Annotated in this window: 15 protein-coding genes and 4 pseudogenes; 7 read left to right on the plus strand and 12 right to left on the minus strand. The window is 48.2% G+C overall.

Annotated elements, in window-relative coordinates:
* Positions 1-17: 17 nt before the first annotated feature.
* From NSMM_RS08955 to sdhC, 9 genes and pseudogenes are all read right to left on the minus strand, one after another.
* Entirely contained in the window at positions 18-2,306 is a 2,289-nt protein-coding gene (locus NSMM_RS08955) for a sensor domain-containing protein (protein ID WP_090286706.1), read from the minus strand.
* 140 nt (positions 2,307-2,446) lie between these two features.
* Positions 2,447-2,731 (minus strand): hypothetical protein, encoded by a 285-nt coding sequence (locus NSMM_RS08960; RefSeq protein ID WP_090286708.1) that lies wholly within the window; start codon positions 2,729-2,731, stop codon positions 2,447-2,449.
* Between the two features lie 12 nt (positions 2,732-2,743).
* Positions 2,744-2,950, minus strand: a pseudogene (locus tag NSMM_RS15645) (IS5/IS1182 family transposase); the annotation flags it as partial.
* Positions 2,951-2,968: 18 nt separating this feature from the next.
* Positions 2,969-3,187 (minus strand): transposase, encoded by a 219-nt coding sequence (locus NSMM_RS08965; RefSeq protein ID WP_090286710.1) that lies wholly within the window; start codon positions 3,185-3,187, stop codon positions 2,969-2,971.
* Positions 3,188-3,200: 13 nt separating this feature from the next.
* Positions 3,201-3,401, minus strand: a complete 201-nt coding sequence (locus NSMM_RS16075) for a hypothetical protein (RefSeq protein WP_218121058.1) — start codon at positions 3,399-3,401, stop codon at positions 3,201-3,203.
* 164 nt (positions 3,402-3,565) lie between these two features.
* A complete protein-coding gene (locus tag NSMM_RS08970) occupies positions 3,566-4,537 on the minus strand; it encodes an ankyrin repeat domain-containing protein (protein WP_090286713.1) in 972 nt (323 codons plus the stop codon).
* 48 nt (positions 4,538-4,585) lie between these two features.
* On the minus strand, positions 4,586-6,349 hold the full coding sequence (gene sdhA / locus NSMM_RS08975) for a succinate dehydrogenase flavoprotein subunit (RefSeq protein ID WP_090286716.1): 1,764 nt from the start codon (positions 6,347-6,349) through the stop codon (positions 4,586-4,588).
* Between the two features lies 1 nt (position 6,350).
* A complete protein-coding gene (sdhD, locus tag NSMM_RS08980) occupies positions 6,351-6,704 on the minus strand; it encodes a succinate dehydrogenase, hydrophobic membrane anchor protein (RefSeq protein ID WP_090286748.1) in 354 nt (117 codons plus the stop codon).
* Positions 6,698-7,090 (minus strand): succinate dehydrogenase, cytochrome b556 subunit, encoded by a 393-nt coding sequence (sdhC, locus tag NSMM_RS08985; RefSeq protein ID WP_090286718.1) that lies wholly within the window; start codon positions 7,088-7,090, stop codon positions 6,698-6,700. The genes sdhD and sdhC overlap by 7 nt, the downstream gene beginning before the upstream one ends.
* Before the next feature lie 175 nt (positions 7,091-7,265).
* Here sdhC and NSMM_RS08990 point away from each other — a divergent pair, with 175 nt between their 5' ends.
* From NSMM_RS08990 to NSMM_RS09005, 4 genes are all read left to right on the plus strand, one after another.
* Positions 7,266-8,939: a CTP synthase gene (locus tag NSMM_RS08990; RefSeq protein ID WP_090286720.1), complete on the plus strand. Its 1,674-nt coding sequence runs from the start codon at positions 7,266-7,268 to the stop codon at positions 8,937-8,939.
* 82 nt (positions 8,940-9,021) lie between these two features.
* The gene (eno, locus tag NSMM_RS08995; RefSeq protein ID WP_090286722.1) at positions 9,022-10,308 is read left to right on the plus strand and encodes a phosphopyruvate hydratase; all 1,287 of its coding nucleotides are present in this window, start codon (positions 9,022-9,024) and stop codon (positions 10,306-10,308) included.
* 7 nt (positions 10,309-10,315) lie between these two features.
* Entirely contained in the window at positions 10,316-10,597 is a 282-nt protein-coding gene (gene ftsB / locus NSMM_RS09000) for a cell division protein FtsB (RefSeq protein ID WP_090286724.1), read from the plus strand.
* A gap of 62 nt (positions 10,598-10,659) precedes the next feature.
* On the plus strand, positions 10,660-10,902 hold the full coding sequence (locus NSMM_RS09005; RefSeq protein WP_090286725.1) for a PP0621 family protein: 243 nt from the start codon (positions 10,660-10,662) through the stop codon (positions 10,900-10,902).
* Positions 10,903-11,080: 178 nt separating this feature from the next.
* Here the strand turns inward: NSMM_RS09005 and NSMM_RS17085 are convergent.
* Positions 11,081-11,356: pseudogene (locus NSMM_RS17085) on the minus strand (IS1595 family transposase); the annotation flags it as partial.
* A 511-nt stretch (positions 11,357-11,867) separates the two neighbouring features.
* On the opposite strand from NSMM_RS17085, the gene NSMM_RS09010 reads away from it, so the two are divergent.
* The 3 genes and pseudogenes from NSMM_RS09010 to NSMM_RS09020 form a co-directional block, all read left to right on the plus strand.
* The gene (locus tag NSMM_RS09010) at positions 11,868-13,076 is read left to right on the plus strand and encodes a PAS domain-containing protein (protein WP_090286727.1); all 1,209 of its coding nucleotides are present in this window, start codon (positions 11,868-11,870) and stop codon (positions 13,074-13,076) included.
* Positions 13,077-13,087: 11 nt separating this feature from the next.
* Positions 13,088-13,738 (plus strand): response regulator, encoded by a 651-nt coding sequence (locus NSMM_RS09015; protein WP_090286729.1) that lies wholly within the window; start codon positions 13,088-13,090, stop codon positions 13,736-13,738.
* A 183-nt stretch (positions 13,739-13,921) separates the two neighbouring features.
* Positions 13,922-14,347: pseudogene (locus NSMM_RS09020) on the plus strand (transposase); the annotation flags it as partial.
* Here the strand turns inward: NSMM_RS09020 and NSMM_RS09025 are convergent.
* Positions 14,324-14,782: pseudogene (locus NSMM_RS09025) on the minus strand (transposase); the annotation flags it as partial. The pseudogenes NSMM_RS09020 and NSMM_RS09025 overlap by 24 nt on opposite strands.
* Positions 14,783-14,991: 209 nt before the next feature.
* Positions 14,992-16,076, minus strand: a protein-coding gene (locus NSMM_RS09030) for an IS3 family transposase (RefSeq protein WP_425412365.1) whose coding sequence is annotated in 2 segments (ribosomal slippage) — positions 14,992-15,980 and positions 15,980-16,076 — 1,086 coding nt annotated over the 2 segments. Because the reading frame shifts where the segments join, the coding sequence is not laid out codon by codon here. This gene is flagged as partial in the annotation.

The following is a 16,076-nucleotide window of genomic DNA, read 5'->3' on the forward strand; positions in this document are numbered from 1 at the left end:
ACGCTCAGTTTATCTGGCTAACGAGGCGGTCGGGCGGTTTGGCGTAATAATTCGGCAAAAATATCACTCGGCATCGGCTTATATTTTAAATAACCTTGATAATAATCGCATCCCTTGGTTTTTAAGAAAGTTAATTGCGCTGTTGTTTCCACGCCTTCGGCTAGAACTTTAAAACCCAACGTCCGTCCCATAGCTATAATTGTTGCGGTAATTTCCATGTCGTATTGTGAGTGGGGAATATCGTCGATAAAACTTTTATCGATTTTTAACACATCCAGCGGGAAGCGTTTAAGGTAGGCCAGTGAAGAATAGCCGGTACCAAAATCATCGATGGCAAGACGCACTCCTTGGGCGCGCAAGTCATTCAGGATTCCCATCACTTTGGTCTGGTTGTCCATCAGTCCGCTTTCAGTGAGTTCCAATTCCAGGTATTTAGCGGGAAAACCGGTTTTTTTCAGTATCCTGGCCACCAGGGCGTTCATGTCGCTACTGCGGAACTGGTGCGGCGAAACATTAACTGCCAAGGTCAGCGGCGGCAGTCCTGCGTCCTGCCATGCACGGCCCTGCCGACAAGTTTCGGCAAGTACCCATTCGCCTAACGCCACAATCTGGCCGCTGGATTCGGCAGCGGGAATAAAATGCCCCGGTGCAATCAACTGGCCGTCCGGGTATTGCCAGCGCACCAAAGCTTCGGCGCCGACGATGCGACCGCTGGCGGCAGCCACTTGCGCTTGATAAAAAACCCTTAGTTCCTGTTGCTCGATCACTTTACGCAAGCGCGCTTCTAATTCAATCCGTTCACGTGCCGCCAGCGTCATGGCTTCGGAATAATAAGCAAAGTTGCCCCGGCCTGCGTCTTTGGCTTGATACAGCGCAGCATCGGCCTGAACCAATAATTGTTCGGAAGTGTTGGCGTGTTGTGGGTACAAGCTGATGCCAATACTGACACTGATGCGTATATCGTTACGTTGGTCGAGGCTAAAAGGCTTTTCCAGATCGGTAATGAGCGATTCCGCCACTCGGGCCGCATCTTCTTCATGCGCCAGATTTTCCAGCAGGACGATAAATTCATCGCCACCCAGGCGCGCAACCATATCGACGGTGCGTAGCCGTGCCTTAATGCGGGCGGCGACTTGCTGCAACAAGTTATCACCAGCTAAATGCCCCAAGCTATCGTTGACGGCTTTAAAATAATCCAGATCCAGCATGAGCAAAGCCAATGGTTTGCCATCACGCTGACTTATGCTGAGACCATGCTGGAGCTGTTCTATCAGTAAGCGCCGATTGGGTAACTGGGTTAAAGGGTCATAATAGGCCAGGTTGCGAATGGTCGCTTCAGCACTGTCATGCTCGATAGCCAGTAATGCCAAATCGGCATAGCGCTCAATCAGGAAGATTTCGGTATCGGTGGGTAACGTGGGCTGCCGGTGGTAAATGGCGAAGCTTCCTAAAACTTGTCCGGTACTGTTTTTGATGGGTTGCGACCAGCAGGATTGCACACATGCCTTACGCGCAATTTCCCGATAAGCCGTCCAATAAGGATGCGTTTTCACGTCGGCGACGATGACGCGTTCGCCCAGAAACGCCGCCGTGCCGCAAGAACCCGCAGCTATGCCGATGGCAAGGCCATCAATAGCACGGTTGTAAGCTTTGGGCAGGCTGGGTGCTGCGCCGTGGCGCAATTTGTTATGCGCATCCAGCAGCAAAATCGAGCAAAGCATTTCAGGATGCAGCGCCTCGATTTGGCGTGTCAGAGAATCGAGAACCTGATTCAGCGCCATTTTCTGGTTGATAAGCTGTAAAATCGAGTTTTGCAGGGTCAATTCACCGGTGCGGTTTTGCAGCGCGGCTTCTGCTTCTTTGCGTTCAGTAATATCCATCATCACGCCCACCAATTCTTTAAGCTCACCGTTTTCTATGATCGGTTCCACCACGTCATACAACCAGACAGTACGGCCATCGGCGGCTATCATCCGGTATTCAAATTTGTGTTCGCGATGTGCTCTCGTTTCGGCGAGGCAATAGGATACTGCCCATTCCTTGTCATCCGGGTGGATGTGCTGGAGCCAGAAATCGGTTTCGCTGGTCCAGGAGGCCAGACGGTAACCCAGCAAAGTTTCCGCTTCCTTGCTGACATAGGTCAGTTGGAATGTCTCTGGGTCGGCGCTCCAGACAATAGCGTGGGCACTTTCGATCAGTCCCCGGTATTTTAGTGCGTCACGTTTCAGTTCCTGAATCTCTAAAGCCAAAGCGGCGTTACGCTTCTGTAATTCTGCTTGCGTCAGAGAAAGATTTTTATTGTTCATCACAAGGTTAAAATCATCGGCTTTATTAAGATTTCACAGAACGCGTTCGAGAGTTGGTTCGTCAGACGTGCGAAGCATTTGAAATAGCCTTGTTGAATATATCAAAATTTGAACAAAAGTCCTCATTCTTTCGTTAACTTTTAGATTTTTATAGGCGCCAGAATGCCTAAATTAGGCATTCTGTTGAGTGCAGACGCACTAATCCATGCTTCTATTTTTTGCTGTGGGAGTGCGCGTGTTTTCCTGGCGTTGCCAAAAATACGCTTGTAGCGTTGCGCGGCAAGGTCGGCATAGTTGCGCAAACCATATCCTGTCTTCTTTTGCCAGGCAATGCGTCCATGCTGGTCAATCACCTTGATACGACCGTCTCGCTGGGTGTCGCCTGCAGCCGAACGGACAGCAGTCTTGTGTGGTGAAATGATCACTTGTGCATCAGGTTACTGATTCAAAACCGCTCGGGAAACCGGTTCGTCATCATAGGAGCCATCGGCGATGAAGGTATCAAAAGGCGTGTCAATCTGAACCAGTAAATCTGGAACCGCAGTGAGGTCACCAATTTCCGGCGTGGTGAGTTCGCACTCCAACAGCTGATGATTTTCATCAGTTGCAAAATACAGCTTCCGCCATGTGCGGCGAGCAGGAGCACCGTGCTTTTCCTGGTGTCATTCGTCCTTGCCGTAAACCTTGAGACCGGTTGAATCAACAATAACAAGTCTACCCGGTTTCATCGCTTTATTAGGGTATGCTGAGGTAACTAACTTAATGCTGCGCTTGGACAGGCTACTGAAATCAGGAATGGTGATGTCAATTTTCGTGATACCGGCAAGCGAGTTCATGAAACCTTCGGTTTGACGTAAGGGTAGATGAAAGACTTGGCGGATAAATAGAGTGTTTCTATGGCGAGATTAGAATATTCCTGCGGCCTGCCGCGAGCTCCCTTCTGGTGGGGCGCCACTCAGCAATTGCTGCTTCCGTAAACCAAATCGTGATATCACCCCGTCGCCATAGTCCATTGTTATACTCATGCCAGTTCGTCAGTTTATAACGAGATTTTTCGGTCTTATGACGGTGACTTTCGTTGTGTTTATAAGTCATTCGTTTCTCTGCAGATGAAATCCTGCAGAATTATGCCAGATATGCCATCTTTTTACCGGCAGTTCTATTTATTCAACTACACCATTCCATAGGCAGGTTTGTTGTGCGTTTGTATGAGGTTGCGTGCTTATGTTAATGATTATCCGCAATTCTATGAAAGAATTTTATTGGGCAGTGTGCTTGAGTATCTCGACTATAGCAGGATCTTTGGCCATATCCATTGCGGTTTTTCCACTGATAGTGGTGATGGTGGAGTCGGCACCTCGCTCAAGCAGTAATTGAACGGTTTTTGCGTTTTCATGTAAGGCGGCCCACATTAATGCAGTAACACCGTCTTGATTTTGCTGGTTTATATTAGCGCCTTTAGCGAGTAGCAGTTCGATAACTGGATTATGGCCATTCTGTGCGGCCAGAATAAGTGCGGTGAAGTCGTTGGTCGCCTTGAGATCGGGCAGCGCACCATGAGCTAGCAGAATTTCTACAATATCTGTATGACCGGAAAGCGATGCCAGGAACAGCGCAGAAGCGCCATTGGCGTCCTGTAGATCGGGCTTTGCACCACTGGCCAATAAAGCTTTGACGACATCAAGATGGCCATTTTGTGCAGCTAAGTGTAAAGCAGTAACTTGATTTTCGCTTTTTAAATCAGGCTTGGCTTTATGCTTGAGTAATAAGTCTGTTATCTTGCCGTTACCTTTAGCGGCTGCCAACATTAATGGTGACAAGCCATTCTTGTCCTGTAGATCCGGATTGGCCTTGTTCGCCAATAATATTTCGACGATGGGTAAGTGGGTATTTTTAACTGCCAGCAGCAGCGGGGTGCCTCCCTGGATATTAGCAAGATCCACGGATGCCTTGTGTTTCAGTAATAACGTAACGATTTCTGCATGACCATTCTGGGCTGCAACGGATAGTGCAGTAAATCCATCCGGATTTTGTAGATCAATTTTGATATTTTCATTGATCAGTTTCGCCGCTGTGGCAGCATCACCGGTTAACGCGGCTTTGAGAAAATCTTGCTCATTGTTTGCGTATAAAGGTGGAATCTGTAATGAAAGGAATAGTGCCAGTCCAGTTAGGTAATATTTTGGTGAGCGATTGGAGTGGGTAAGCAATAGTGTTTTTAGAAGTTTCATATGGGATAATTTTTTAAATTACTATATAAAATAGTGCCTGGCAGGCTATCAGTAGGTTCTTGCTTTGGGTGGAAAGGATTCTACCGTGAGCGGTTTTAGTCTTACCGGTTTATAATCGAGTCGCTGGTCTTGGCTGAAAAATAGTGTGTGCTTGAGCCAGTTACGATCGTCCCGTTCGGGATAGTCGTCACGTGTGTGCGCGCCGCGGCTTTCCAGACGGGCATGTGCCGAAACCATGGTGGCGATTGCTACTTCGATCAGATTATCCAGTTCCAGAGCTTCGATCCGAGCCGTATTGAATACGCGGCTTTTGTCACGTATTTCGGTCTGCCTTACTTGCTGTGCGATTTCGTTAATTTTATTAATTCCCTGCGCCAGCATGTCTGGAAAGCGGAATACGCCACAGTAGTGTTGCATGGTTTTACGCAGTGCCGCAGAAGTTTCGGCAACAGAAGTACCATCTTTCTGTGTTTCGAGGCGGGATAGGCGTGTCAGGGTGAATTCGGCGGCATTGTCGGGCAACGGTTGATGATGGTGGTTACCCTTGAGATCATTAATGATCTGTTCGCCTGCCGCACGACCGAATACGACAATATCCAGCAACGAGTTGGTACCCAGACGGTTGGCGCCGTGTACAGATACACAAGCACATTCACCGACCGCATACAAACCGGTCACGACTTCCTCCGGCCCTGTTTTGTAGGGAGCGACAACCTGACCATGGAAATTGGTGGGTATGCCGCCCATCATATAATGCGCGGTCGGGACTACCGGTATGGGCTGCTCGATCGGGTCGACGTGCGCAAACTTTAGGGCAATGTCGCGGATACCCGGCAGCTTGGATTTAATCGTCTCCGCGCCAAGATGGTCGAGTTTCAGTAACAGATGGTCATGATTCGGCCCACAGCCACGGCCTTGCAAAATTTCGGTCGTTAGTGCACGTGACACTACATCCCGGCTGGCGAGATCTTTTGCATTTGGTGCATACCGCTCCATGAAGCGTTCCCCTTCACTGTTGAGCAGATAACCGCCTTCGCCGCGTACTGCCTCGCTGATGAGCACTCCTGCGCCATAAACACCGGTTGGGTGAAATTGCCAGAACTCCATGTCCTCTAGAGGTATGCCGGCACGAGCCACCATGCCCAGCCCATCTCCCGTATTGATGAAAGCGTTGGTGCTGGCTTCAAAAATCTGACCCGCACCACCCGTCGCTAGCAGAGTTGCACGTGCCTGTAGCAGCATCACTTCACCAGTTTCCATCTCCAGTGCAGTAACACCTAGAACATCCCCTTGCTGATTGCGTACCAAATCAAGTCCCAGCCACTCGACAAAAAACTGAGTGTTGGCGCTGACATTCCGCTGATAAAGGGTGTGCAGCATGGCATGACCGGTTCGGTCTGCGACGGCGCAAGAGCGGGTGGCCTGCGCGCCGCCAAAATGTTGGGATTGTCCGCCAAACGGCCGTTGATAGATTTTACCATTCTCCAACCGGTCGAACGGCATGCCGAAATGCTCGAGCTCATAAACAATTTCTGAAGCCCTACGACACATGTATTCGATAGCATCCTGATCGCCAAGGTAATCGGAACCTTTGACCGTATCGTACATATGCCAGTGCCAGTTGTCTTCGCTGACATTACCAAGCGCCGCGGCAATTCCTCCTTGTGCGGCAACGGTATGTGAGCGGGTGGGAAATACTTTGGACAAAACCGCCACTTTAAGACCTGCCTCGGATAGCTGTAAGGCAGCGCGCATGCCAGCACCTCCGGCGCCGACAATCACGACATCAAATTTTCTTGTGTTTATTGCCACGCTAGCCCCACAGAATATATACAAACCAAGCAAAATAGAATAAGAGTGCGGTAATCACCATAATTTGGATTGTCAGGCGAGCCGCCATCGGATGGACATAATCCATCAATACATTGCGTACACCCACCCACGCATGCCAGCATAAAGCGAAAAAAAATAGCAAGGATGCTATTTGCATCCATTGGTTATCGAACAGCAACCTGATGTCGTCGTAATCGACAGGGTGGCGCAAGATGGTAAATGTGATGACAAACACGGTATAAAGCGCCATTAGCACTGCGGTTACGCGTTGTGCCAGCCAGTCGCGTAATCCATAATGCGCGCCAGTTACCACCCGGTTTGATCGCCTTACCATAACCATACCCCGGTCAATGCTGTTAAAATGATGCCCGCGAATAGAACTATCTTGCTGCTGAGGCGCGCTTGCGGCAGAGGTAATCCCAAATGTAGATCAAGTGCCAGATGACGAATTCCCGCGCATAGATGATGCAGATAGAACCAGATTGCCAGTAACAGTAATAATTTAGCAAACGGATACTCTAGATTGGACTGTAAATGGGTGAGGCTTTCTGGGGAGTGCAATGCCGTCTGCAACGTATATAGCATGAGTGGAATACCAGGGAAGAACAACAATACGCCACTGATACGGTGCAAAATGGAGACAATGGCGGGCAGCGGCTGCTTGATGCGCAGCAAATCAAGATATTTCGGACCTCTTTTTTTTGGAAAATGCGCTTCCATAAAAGTTATCCCAAGTTGTTTAAGAATGGTGATTGCGCCGGTACTTTGATATTTGAGTAGTATTCTAGTTCAATTCTCTCTCATCGGCTCATCAACTTTGCCCAGAGTGCTCAGTTTATAAGTTTTTTATGCGGAACAACCTCAGTAATTTTATTTTGTTAAAACTTATTCTTGTATGACTAAATACGTTTTTGTGACGGGTGGGGTTGTTTCCTCTCTAGGCAAAGGTATTGCAGCGGCTTCGCTGGCGGCATTGCTTGAAACCCGCGGGATTAAAGTAACCATGCTCAAGCTTGATCCCTACATCAATGTTGATCCGGGCACCATGAACCCATTCCAGCATGGGGAGGTTTTTGTTACGGAGGATGGAGCGGAGACGGATCTTGATCTGGGGCATTACGAGCGGTTTATCAGTACCAAGATGACGCGTCGCAATAATTTCACAACCGGGCAGATTTATGATAGTGTCATTCGAAAAGAACGCCGGGGAGAATATCTCGGTGGAACGGTTCAGGTCATCCCGCATATTACTGACGAGATCAAGTTGTTTATTCGTAATGGTGTGGGGGATGCGCAGGTTGCAATCGTGGAAATTGGCGGAACGGTCGGTGATATTGAATCCTTGCCCTTTCTGGAAGCAATCCGACAAATGTCGGTACAGCTGCCACGTGAGGACACCTGCTTCATCCACCTGACGCTGTTGCCTTACATAGCTTCGGCGGGCGAACTCAAGACCAAGCCGACACAACACTCCGTCAAGGAATTGCGTGAAATAGGCATACAGCCGGATGTGCTGCTGTGCCGCTCTGATCATGCATTGCCATTGGAAGAACGTCGTAAAATCGCATTATTTACCAATGTGCGTGAGGAAGCAGTGATTAGTGCAATCGATGTAAACAGCATCTACAAGATTCCTGCATTGCTGCACGAACAGATGCTCGATGAGATTGTCTGCCACAAACTCAACATATTGGCGAAGGCCGCAAAATTATCAGCCTGGAAAAAACTGGTGGATGCGCTGGAACATCCTGAACATAGGGTATCGGTTGCTCTGGTAGGCAAATATGTTGATTTGACCGAATCCTATAAGTCGCTGACGGAAGCGTTGATTCATGCGGGTATTCATACTCGCTGCCAGATAGATATTCATTATGTTGATTCAGAAGATATCGAACAGCAGGGAACAGATTGTCTCAAGGGTAAGGATGCCATTCTGGTGCCGGGTGGGTTTGGCAAGCGCGGGGTTGAAGGAAAAATTATGGCAATCAACTATGCTCGCGTGCATCGCGTACCTTATCTTGGAATTTGTCTGGGAATGCAGCTCGCTGTTATTGAGTTTGCGCGTAACCAGTTACAGCTGAAAGGAGCGCATAGTACCGAGTTTGATCCCGATACCCCCTATCCGGTATTGGGACTCATTACGGAATGGCGTGACCGTCGTGGGCATATTGAAAAACGCTCTGCCAAAACTGAACTGGGGGGCACCATGCGTCTTGGTGGCCAAGAATGCCTGTTAAAAGCGGGTTCGCTGGCTGGTAAAATTTACGGCACAGACAAAATTATTGAGCGGCATCGCCATCGTTATGAAGTAAACGCCAAATATATTCCGAAACTGGAACAAGCAGGCCTGTTAGTCAGCGGTTTATCCAGCGAAGGGAATTTATGTGAGGTGGTTGAATTGCCGCAATCGGTACATCCTTGGTTTGTAGCTTGTCAATTCCACCCGGAATTCACCTCAACACCTCGCAATGGTCATCCATTGTTTAATCACTATATTAAGGCAGCAATTAAATTTTCCGCTAAATCCGAGTCAAGGAAATCACAAAATACTGATGTGCTGGTGAGCTGATTCAGACTGTCTATCAGATTTTGTTAAAAAATAACAAACTATTTAATCAAATAATTCAAATGAATAACACAAGGAAGATAGCATGAGTGCAATCGTAGATGTCATCGCCCGTGAAATTATGGATTCCCGCGGCAACCCCACCATAGAAGCCGATGTGTTGCTGGAGTCGGGCGTTTTAGGTCGCGCATCGGTGCCATCCGGTGCTTCGGTTGGTACGCGGGAAGCAGTTGAACTGCGTGATGAAGATGCGGATCGCTTTAACGGAAAGGGTGTGTTGAAAGCGGTAGAGAATGTTAATACCGAAATTGCTGAAACGATTATGGGATTGGATGCTGCTGAACAGTGTTTTATTGACCAAACTTTGATTTCCCTGGATGGTAGCGATAACAAATCCAGGCTTGGTGCGAATGCCATTCTTGCCGTATCACTTGCGGTGGCCAAGGCCTCGGCGGAAGAATCCGGCCTGCCGCTTTATCGGTATCTGGGTGGCGTCAATGCCAAGTGGTTGCCAGTGCCAATGATGAACCTGATCAATGGTGGCGCGCACGCCAATAATAGCTTGGATATTCAGGAGTTCATGGTCATCCCGCTCGGGATGCAGAGTTTTCGCGAAGCAGTTCGCTGTGGCGCGGAAATTTTCAATAAGATCAAACTATTGCTTCATAAAAAAAATATGGCGACTACAGTCGGAGATGAGGGAGGGTTTGCGCCTAATTTTGCCCTTAATGAGGAGGCGCTGGCATTGATTGTTCAGGCAATCGATGAAGCAGGCTATCTACCCGGCTCTGATGTGGCCATCGGAGTAGACTGCGCCAGCTCCGAGTTTTACCGTGATGGAAGATATCATCTTGACTCGGAAGGGCTGCAGCTAACCTCTGCCCAGTTTGTCGATTATCTGGCGGGCTGGGTAGACAAGTATCCGATCATCAGTATCGAAGATGGCATGAGTGAGCAGGACTGGGAGGGCTGGAAATTGCTGACCGAGAAGCTGGGTAAAAATATCCAGCTGGTAGGAGACGATATCTTTGTAACCAATACGAAAATTCTGAAAGAAGGGATCAGACAGGGTATTGCCAACTCCATTTTGATCAAGGTCAACCAGATTGGTACGTTGACTGAAACACTGGATGCCATCGAAGCGGCAAAATGCGCGGGATATACTGCAATAGTTTCGCATCGCTCGGGAGAAACCGAAGACACTACTATTTCTGATATTGCTGTCGCTACTAATGCCTTGCAGATCAAAACAGGCTCTTTGTCACGCTCGGATAGGCTGGCCAAATATAACCAGCTGATTCGTATAGAGGAAGATCTGGGTGAGTTGGCTCGTTATGCTGGGCGCTCGGCTTTTTATCAGTTAAAGACATAAGAATGTTATGAAAATTCTGGCTGCTGTATTGGTTACTCTGATTGCACTGGCCCAATACCCTCTGTGGTATGGTAAAGGCGGCTGGCTGGAAGTAACACAGATGAAGCGGCAGGTAGCTGCATTGCAGGAAAGCAATCAGTCATCTCAGCAGGAAAACACCATTTTGGAAGCAGAAGTCGACAATCTAAAAGTGGGGCTGGATGCTATCGAGGAACTTGCCCGCAGTGAATTGGGCATGATCCGTCAAGGTGAATTATTTTTCCGCGTGATGACGCAGGAGACAAAATAGCGGGCGTATAGCTGCAAGGCAATTATTGCGTCGTTATTTCGGACCGACATAGCAGGTAGACAATGATATTGAAATGGATAGCTTTGATTGCGTTGGGAGTGCTGATTTACTGGTTTCTGAAACGGGCTCGACAAATTCAGCAAAAAGATAATAATGACCTCGCTGCAATTGAAGATATGGTTTGCTGCGCCCATTGCGGGGTTCATTTACCGAAAAGTGAGAGTATCGCCAGTCAAGATCAATATTTTTGTAACGCACACCATCTTCAACAATATCGGGATGTTATGAAAGATCTTGATGAATAGGATCGTTTTATAGAGGGATAGCCGTAATAGAAATAAATGCCTCTAAATGATTTCAGTTTGACTTGAGCGTGCGCCAGAGAAGCCAGCGCACTGCTACGCACTAACTAGCCGAACTGAAGATGACGTTTGATAAGCCTTGTTACTGCTTAATGAGTAACAGTAGTGACCTGTTTTTTCACTGTCCACTGCGACAGCTACCCACCCAAGCATCATCAATCTCAATCAGATGGTGCAACGGATAAATACTATCCCGGTGCCTTATTGCAATGCGAATTTCGCACAATATCAGGCAGGCAATGATCCAGGAAAACTTCAATGTGTTTTGGGAGACGTGCTGCAGAAATGCTACCTCTTATCCAAGGCAAGCAGATTGGTGGGGTGAAAGAGGCAATGCAACCCTTCCTGTCTTAAGCAAATAGTAATTCGCGTTGCCGCAGCCCGGGCAGCTGAATCCTTATGGTCAACGGGACGTTCCCAATGCATTCGCACATTCTCATCTGTGCCAAAATTCGTAAGAAATACAAGTAAGGACAAGCCTGTCTGGAATTGGATGCGGTTCACGGTCATGACGGTGTCTCTTTGATGGGTTTGTTTGGGCCAGTATGCGCCTTGTCATAGAAAAAATCGAGCTGGGTTGAACAACCTTTCTAATCAGGATATCTTTTTGCGCTCCCGGTTTCGTCTGTTTGAGAATTAGGGGTGCAATACATATGGCTATTTTGTCGAAAATCTTTACATTTTGATTTGTCTTATTAAGCGTAAATTTTTATCTTTATGATAAATAACAAATAAAAAAAATGGCATGTATTGTGCTAGATATAAAATATAGAGTAATTATGAAGCCAGGTATAAATCTGCTTGATTGCTTGCTCATGGATTGACGTCAACGTTTCATAAATTGCTTCTTTAAGGGGTTATTCAGATGAAATTTGCGGATTCCAAAAAACTTTGATTGAGGAGGTAAGATGATTTATATACCCGATACTGGCAAGATCGATACTGTCGAAAATAATATGAAGATTGAATTGTTTAAGAATCCCTTTCGGCGAAGAGAGAATCCTGGTCGGCGTAGTGCCGATTTAAACGCTGAGCGGTTGCGTGCCGAGCGAGATGCGTTGCTCAAAGAAATTCCAATTGCGATCTTTTATCTTGATACGGATTTACGCTATACCAGTGTCAGCCAGGCGTTTGCCAACAGCGTCGGATTAACGATCAGCAATGTGATAGGTAAAACAGCTTTTGATTTGTTTCCAGAAAATTTAGCGGCAGAATTACAAAAAAAATATCGTTGTGTGCTTCAAACTGGTGAATCTATTGACAATTTAAACTTCAGTGTTACCAATCAGAATGATCAGCAGATTTATTTTTCGACCGCACTCGCTCCGTTTTATGGGAATAATGGCCGGATCTCTGGCTTGGTTGGCGTCAGTAGTGATATCAGCAAGTTGACAGAAGCCAATCTGGATATAGCGAAAACTTCTATGGATAACCATAAGTTGTTGACTGAAAATAGATTGCTGACGCACCGGCTCTATGAAACTCAGGAAAATGAGCGTCGCCATATCGCGCGAGAGCTACACGATGAGTTAGGCCAGTGGTTGACGGCACTGCGTGCTGAATTACAGGTGGTTATTGGTCATGTTGAGCAGGATTCTACTGTTTATGATCGTGTTCAATCGATCAAAGAAATTGCAAACAACATGCATACGGTTGTTCATGACATGCTGCAGGAATTGCGACCCGTCATGCTCGAGAAGCTTGGGTTAGCTGACAGTCTTTGTGAATTACAAAGTGACTGGCGTAAGCATCATCGGCATATCAACTTTGAATTGATGGTGTCGGACGATATTGGTGATCCAGGTGCAGTAGACAAAACGATTTCCATTACGATCTATCGTATGGTTCAGGAATCGCTCAATAATGTTTGCAAGCATGCACAGGCGGGCAAAGTAGTGGTGCAATTGAGCCGTGAAAAGAGTTCATCTTTACTCTCTGACACCTTGTTGTTGAGCGTAGAGGATGACGGAATCGGTTTTGATGTTGATCAAAAATCTGCGGGTTTTGGGTTGCTTGGGATGCGTGAGAGAGCGATTGCCGCTGGTGGGGAGTTTTTATTACAAAGTTCACCAGGCACCGGCGTTCAAATTACTGCCAGGCTGCCGCTTAAGTTGTAAAGTTAACTGACATGAAGACCAAACTGATTACTCTCATTCTGATAGACGATCATCCTGTCGTACGGGCTGGATACCGGTATTTTCTGGAAAGTACCAAGAAGATTATGGTGTTGGCGGAAGCAGGCGATGGCGAAACCGGTTGTGTGCTTTATCAGGAATGTCAACCGGATATGGCGATCATCGATATCAATATGCCGGGTATTGGTGGCTTGGAAACCATTTATCGTATCAAGTCAAAAAACCCGACAGCGAACATACTCGCGCTGAGTATGCATAGCAGTGAAATCATGGTAAAGCGAGTGCTTGATATGGGGGCAACAGGGTACCTTACCAAGCAGTGCAGCCCGGAACAGTTGCTGGAAGCAGTTCACCGGATAAGCCAGGGAGAGCCGTATATCGATGCCAAGTTGGCTTCAAACATGCTGAGCGATAGCGTGCAGGGTAGTGGCGATAAACATCCCTTACATATTCTTTCACAACGAGAATTCCAGATATTTACACTACTCGCAGAAGGGAGTTCAGTTCTGCAAATTGCAGAAATCATTTCCATCAGTCCGAAGACTGTTGGCGTTCATCATGCCAGCATCATGAGGAAACTAGGACTTCAGAATACCGTTCAGCTTGTGCGACTGGCGATTGACTGCGGGTTGATCCGCGTGTAACTCCGCTTTACTTCTTCTTTTTTGCGATTTGCAGTGTTTCCGGAATTCTGGGGGACATTTTAAGTAGCTTGTTAGCTGTCAATTCCTGCTATGCCGTCAGGGCGCCTCGAAAAACCTCGACTCGCCCACTCTTGATAGACTTGGTAAAATTACGCTGTTCTGAAGCCCATTCTTCTCCTGCCGATGAAACCACATAGCGCCATCAAGCTTGACCTGTTCGCCGACGAACACCACCGCAAGAAAATCGACTCGCTGGGTGACCCACTGGTTGAGATCGAGTCGCACATTGACTTTGCTGCCTTGGCGATGGAGGTTGATCGGGTGGCGCCCCGTCCGATGAGTCCGCAGGGCGGACGCCCGCCGTACCCGACGGAGACGATGGTTCGCATTCTTGTTCTGAAGCGTCTGTACAACCTCTCGGATGAACAGACGGAGTACCAGTTGCTCGACCGCATGAGCTACAAACGGTTCTGCGGACTGGCGAACGCGACGAACGTCCCCGACCGCACCACCGTGTGGACCTTCGAGAACCGGATCGGTGAAGCAGGGGCCAAGGCGCTGTTCGACGGCGTCTCCGCGCAGCTGCTCCAACATGGATGCGCGCCACGGCTTTACTTCATCCATCACGCCGTCAGTGACCGTAGAAATAAGCGTAGGCGACACTTCCGCGCCATACATTTCGGTGAGGTGTTGTTGGATTTCACGCACTGTCATGCCACGGGCATACAGCGAGAGGATCTTGTCATCAAACCCCGCCCAGCGGGTTTGATGCTTAGAAATCATTCGCGGCTCGAAACTGCCTTCGCGGTCACGGGGGATCTCGATGGGCAATTCACCGAATTCACCTTTCAGGGTCTTATGACTTTTACCATTTCTGGCATTGCCAGTGGGGTTGGTTACAGTTTCGTGCTTATCGTGACCAAGATGCTCGGTTATCTCTGCTTGTAGGGCACGTTCAACCAGCGCTTTGGTGAGTTGCTTGAGAAGACCATTCTCATTGATTAAATCTTCTGGCTTTTTGTAATCGGCCAACAGGCTATCAATTAAGTCGGTCGGTAGGGATTTTACACAAAATTATTTACACCCCTCGTCGCAGCATTCCTCGGACTCATTGATACACCTCATCAGGCCCTCATTAGATATTGTAAATTCAGACTTATTTTACGAAAAATAAGCATTTCGCCTATTTTTTTTCTAAAAAAAGAAGTCCATAGTAACCACTCTTGATATGGAGTGTATAGTGGACCCCTCCGTCAAGACAATAATATATCGAGTTTAAGAGGGTAACCTTCTTCATGCAGCGGAACGGCGCTGCCCCGGTTTTCGGTTTCTTTTTTTGTTTCTACTTCTGTGTGAGATTTTTCTTTCTCACTATATTTGTCCACAATCCTTGCTCCGCCACCACTCGCTGTACGGTATACCTGATCTGGCGTGTCGTAGCCCAGCGATTGGTGCGGTCTTTCTGTGTTGTAAAGCACAAAGTATTCTGTCAGACCTATCAGCAATTCAGGCATCGTGATGTAACCTTTCAGATACACGTCCTCGTGTTTGACGCTGCGCCAGAGCCGTTCCACAAAGATGTTATCCAGTGCCCGGCCACGCCCGTCCATGCTGATGGCGATTTCTTTTTTTAACAGCACGCCAGTAAAAGCTTCGCTGGTGAACTGGCAGCCCTGATCGGTGTTGAATATCTCGGGCGTTCCATATGTCTGCAATGCCTGCTCCAGGCAGTCCACACAGAATCCGCTATCCAGCGTATTCGATAACCGCCACGACAGCACTTTACGCGAGTACCAGTCGATCACGGCCACCAAGTACACGAACCCGCGTGCCAAGCGGATGTATGTGATGTCCGTACTCCATACCTGATTGGGGCGGATCACATTCACGCCTCTGAGCAGGTACGGATAAACCTTGTGCTGCGGGTGCGGGCGGCTGGTATTCGGCCCCGGCGCCATGCCGGCAAGGCCCAGTATGCCCATCAACCTCTGTACGCGCTTGCGGTTGATCTTGTAACCTAAACCACGCAGATAATGCTTGATCTTGCGGCTGCCGTAAAACGGATGACGTGTGTATTCGGCGTCAATCAGTCCCAGCAGTGCCAATTCCTGCTCGTCCGGTTTTGCGGCCATGTGCGGCGCATAGACCGTGGAGCGGTTAACTCCCGCCAGTTCGCATTGCCGAGTCAGCGCCAGTGGTTCGATGGCGCTGACCCATTGCTTGCGGTTTTCTACTGGCTGATCCCGGACTTTTTTTTGAGCCAGTCCAGTTCCATCTTCAACCGCCCGATCTCGGAATACAGGCGCTCCGGGCTAGCTGACGGGTCGGCAGTCACGAA

It is taken from the genome of Nitrosomonas mobilis (assembly GCF_900103035.1).
Lineage (GTDB): Bacteria > Pseudomonadota > Gammaproteobacteria > Burkholderiales > Nitrosomonadaceae > Nitrosomonas > Nitrosomonas mobilis.

Coding starts and splice junctions, on each gene's coding strand:
- NSMM_RS08955 (WP_090286706.1), bottom strand. CDS start 2,306: ATGAACAATAAAAATCTTTCTCTGACGCAAGCAGAATTACAGAAGCGT.
- NSMM_RS16075 (WP_218121058.1), bottom strand. CDS start 3,401: ATGACTTATAAACACAACGAAAGTCACCGTCATAAGACCGAAAAATCT.
- NSMM_RS08970 (WP_090286713.1), bottom strand. CDS start 4,537: ATGAAACTTCTAAAAACACTATTGCTTACCCACTCCAATCGCTCACCA.
- sdhD (WP_090286748.1), bottom strand. CDS start 6,704: ATGGTAAGGCGATCAAACCGGGTGGTAACTGGCGCGCATTATGGATTA.
- sdhC (WP_090286718.1), bottom strand. CDS start 7,090: ATGGAAGCGCATTTTCCAAAAAAAAGAGGTCCGAAATATCTTGATTTG.
- NSMM_RS08990 (WP_090286720.1), top strand. CDS start 7,266: ATGACTAAATACGTTTTTGTGACGGGTGGGGTTGTTTCCTCTCTAGGC.
- eno (WP_090286722.1), top strand. CDS start 9,022: ATGAGTGCAATCGTAGATGTCATCGCCCGTGAAATTATGGATTCCCGC.
- ftsB (WP_090286724.1), top strand. CDS start 10,316: ATGAAAATTCTGGCTGCTGTATTGGTTACTCTGATTGCACTGGCCCAA.
- NSMM_RS09005 (WP_090286725.1), top strand. CDS start 10,660: ATGATATTGAAATGGATAGCTTTGATTGCGTTGGGAGTGCTGATTTAC.
- NSMM_RS09010 (WP_090286727.1), top strand. CDS start 11,868: ATGATTTATATACCCGATACTGGCAAGATCGATACTGTCGAAAATAAT.
- NSMM_RS09015 (WP_090286729.1), top strand. CDS start 13,088: ATGAAGACCAAACTGATTACTCTCATTCTGATAGACGATCATCCTGTC.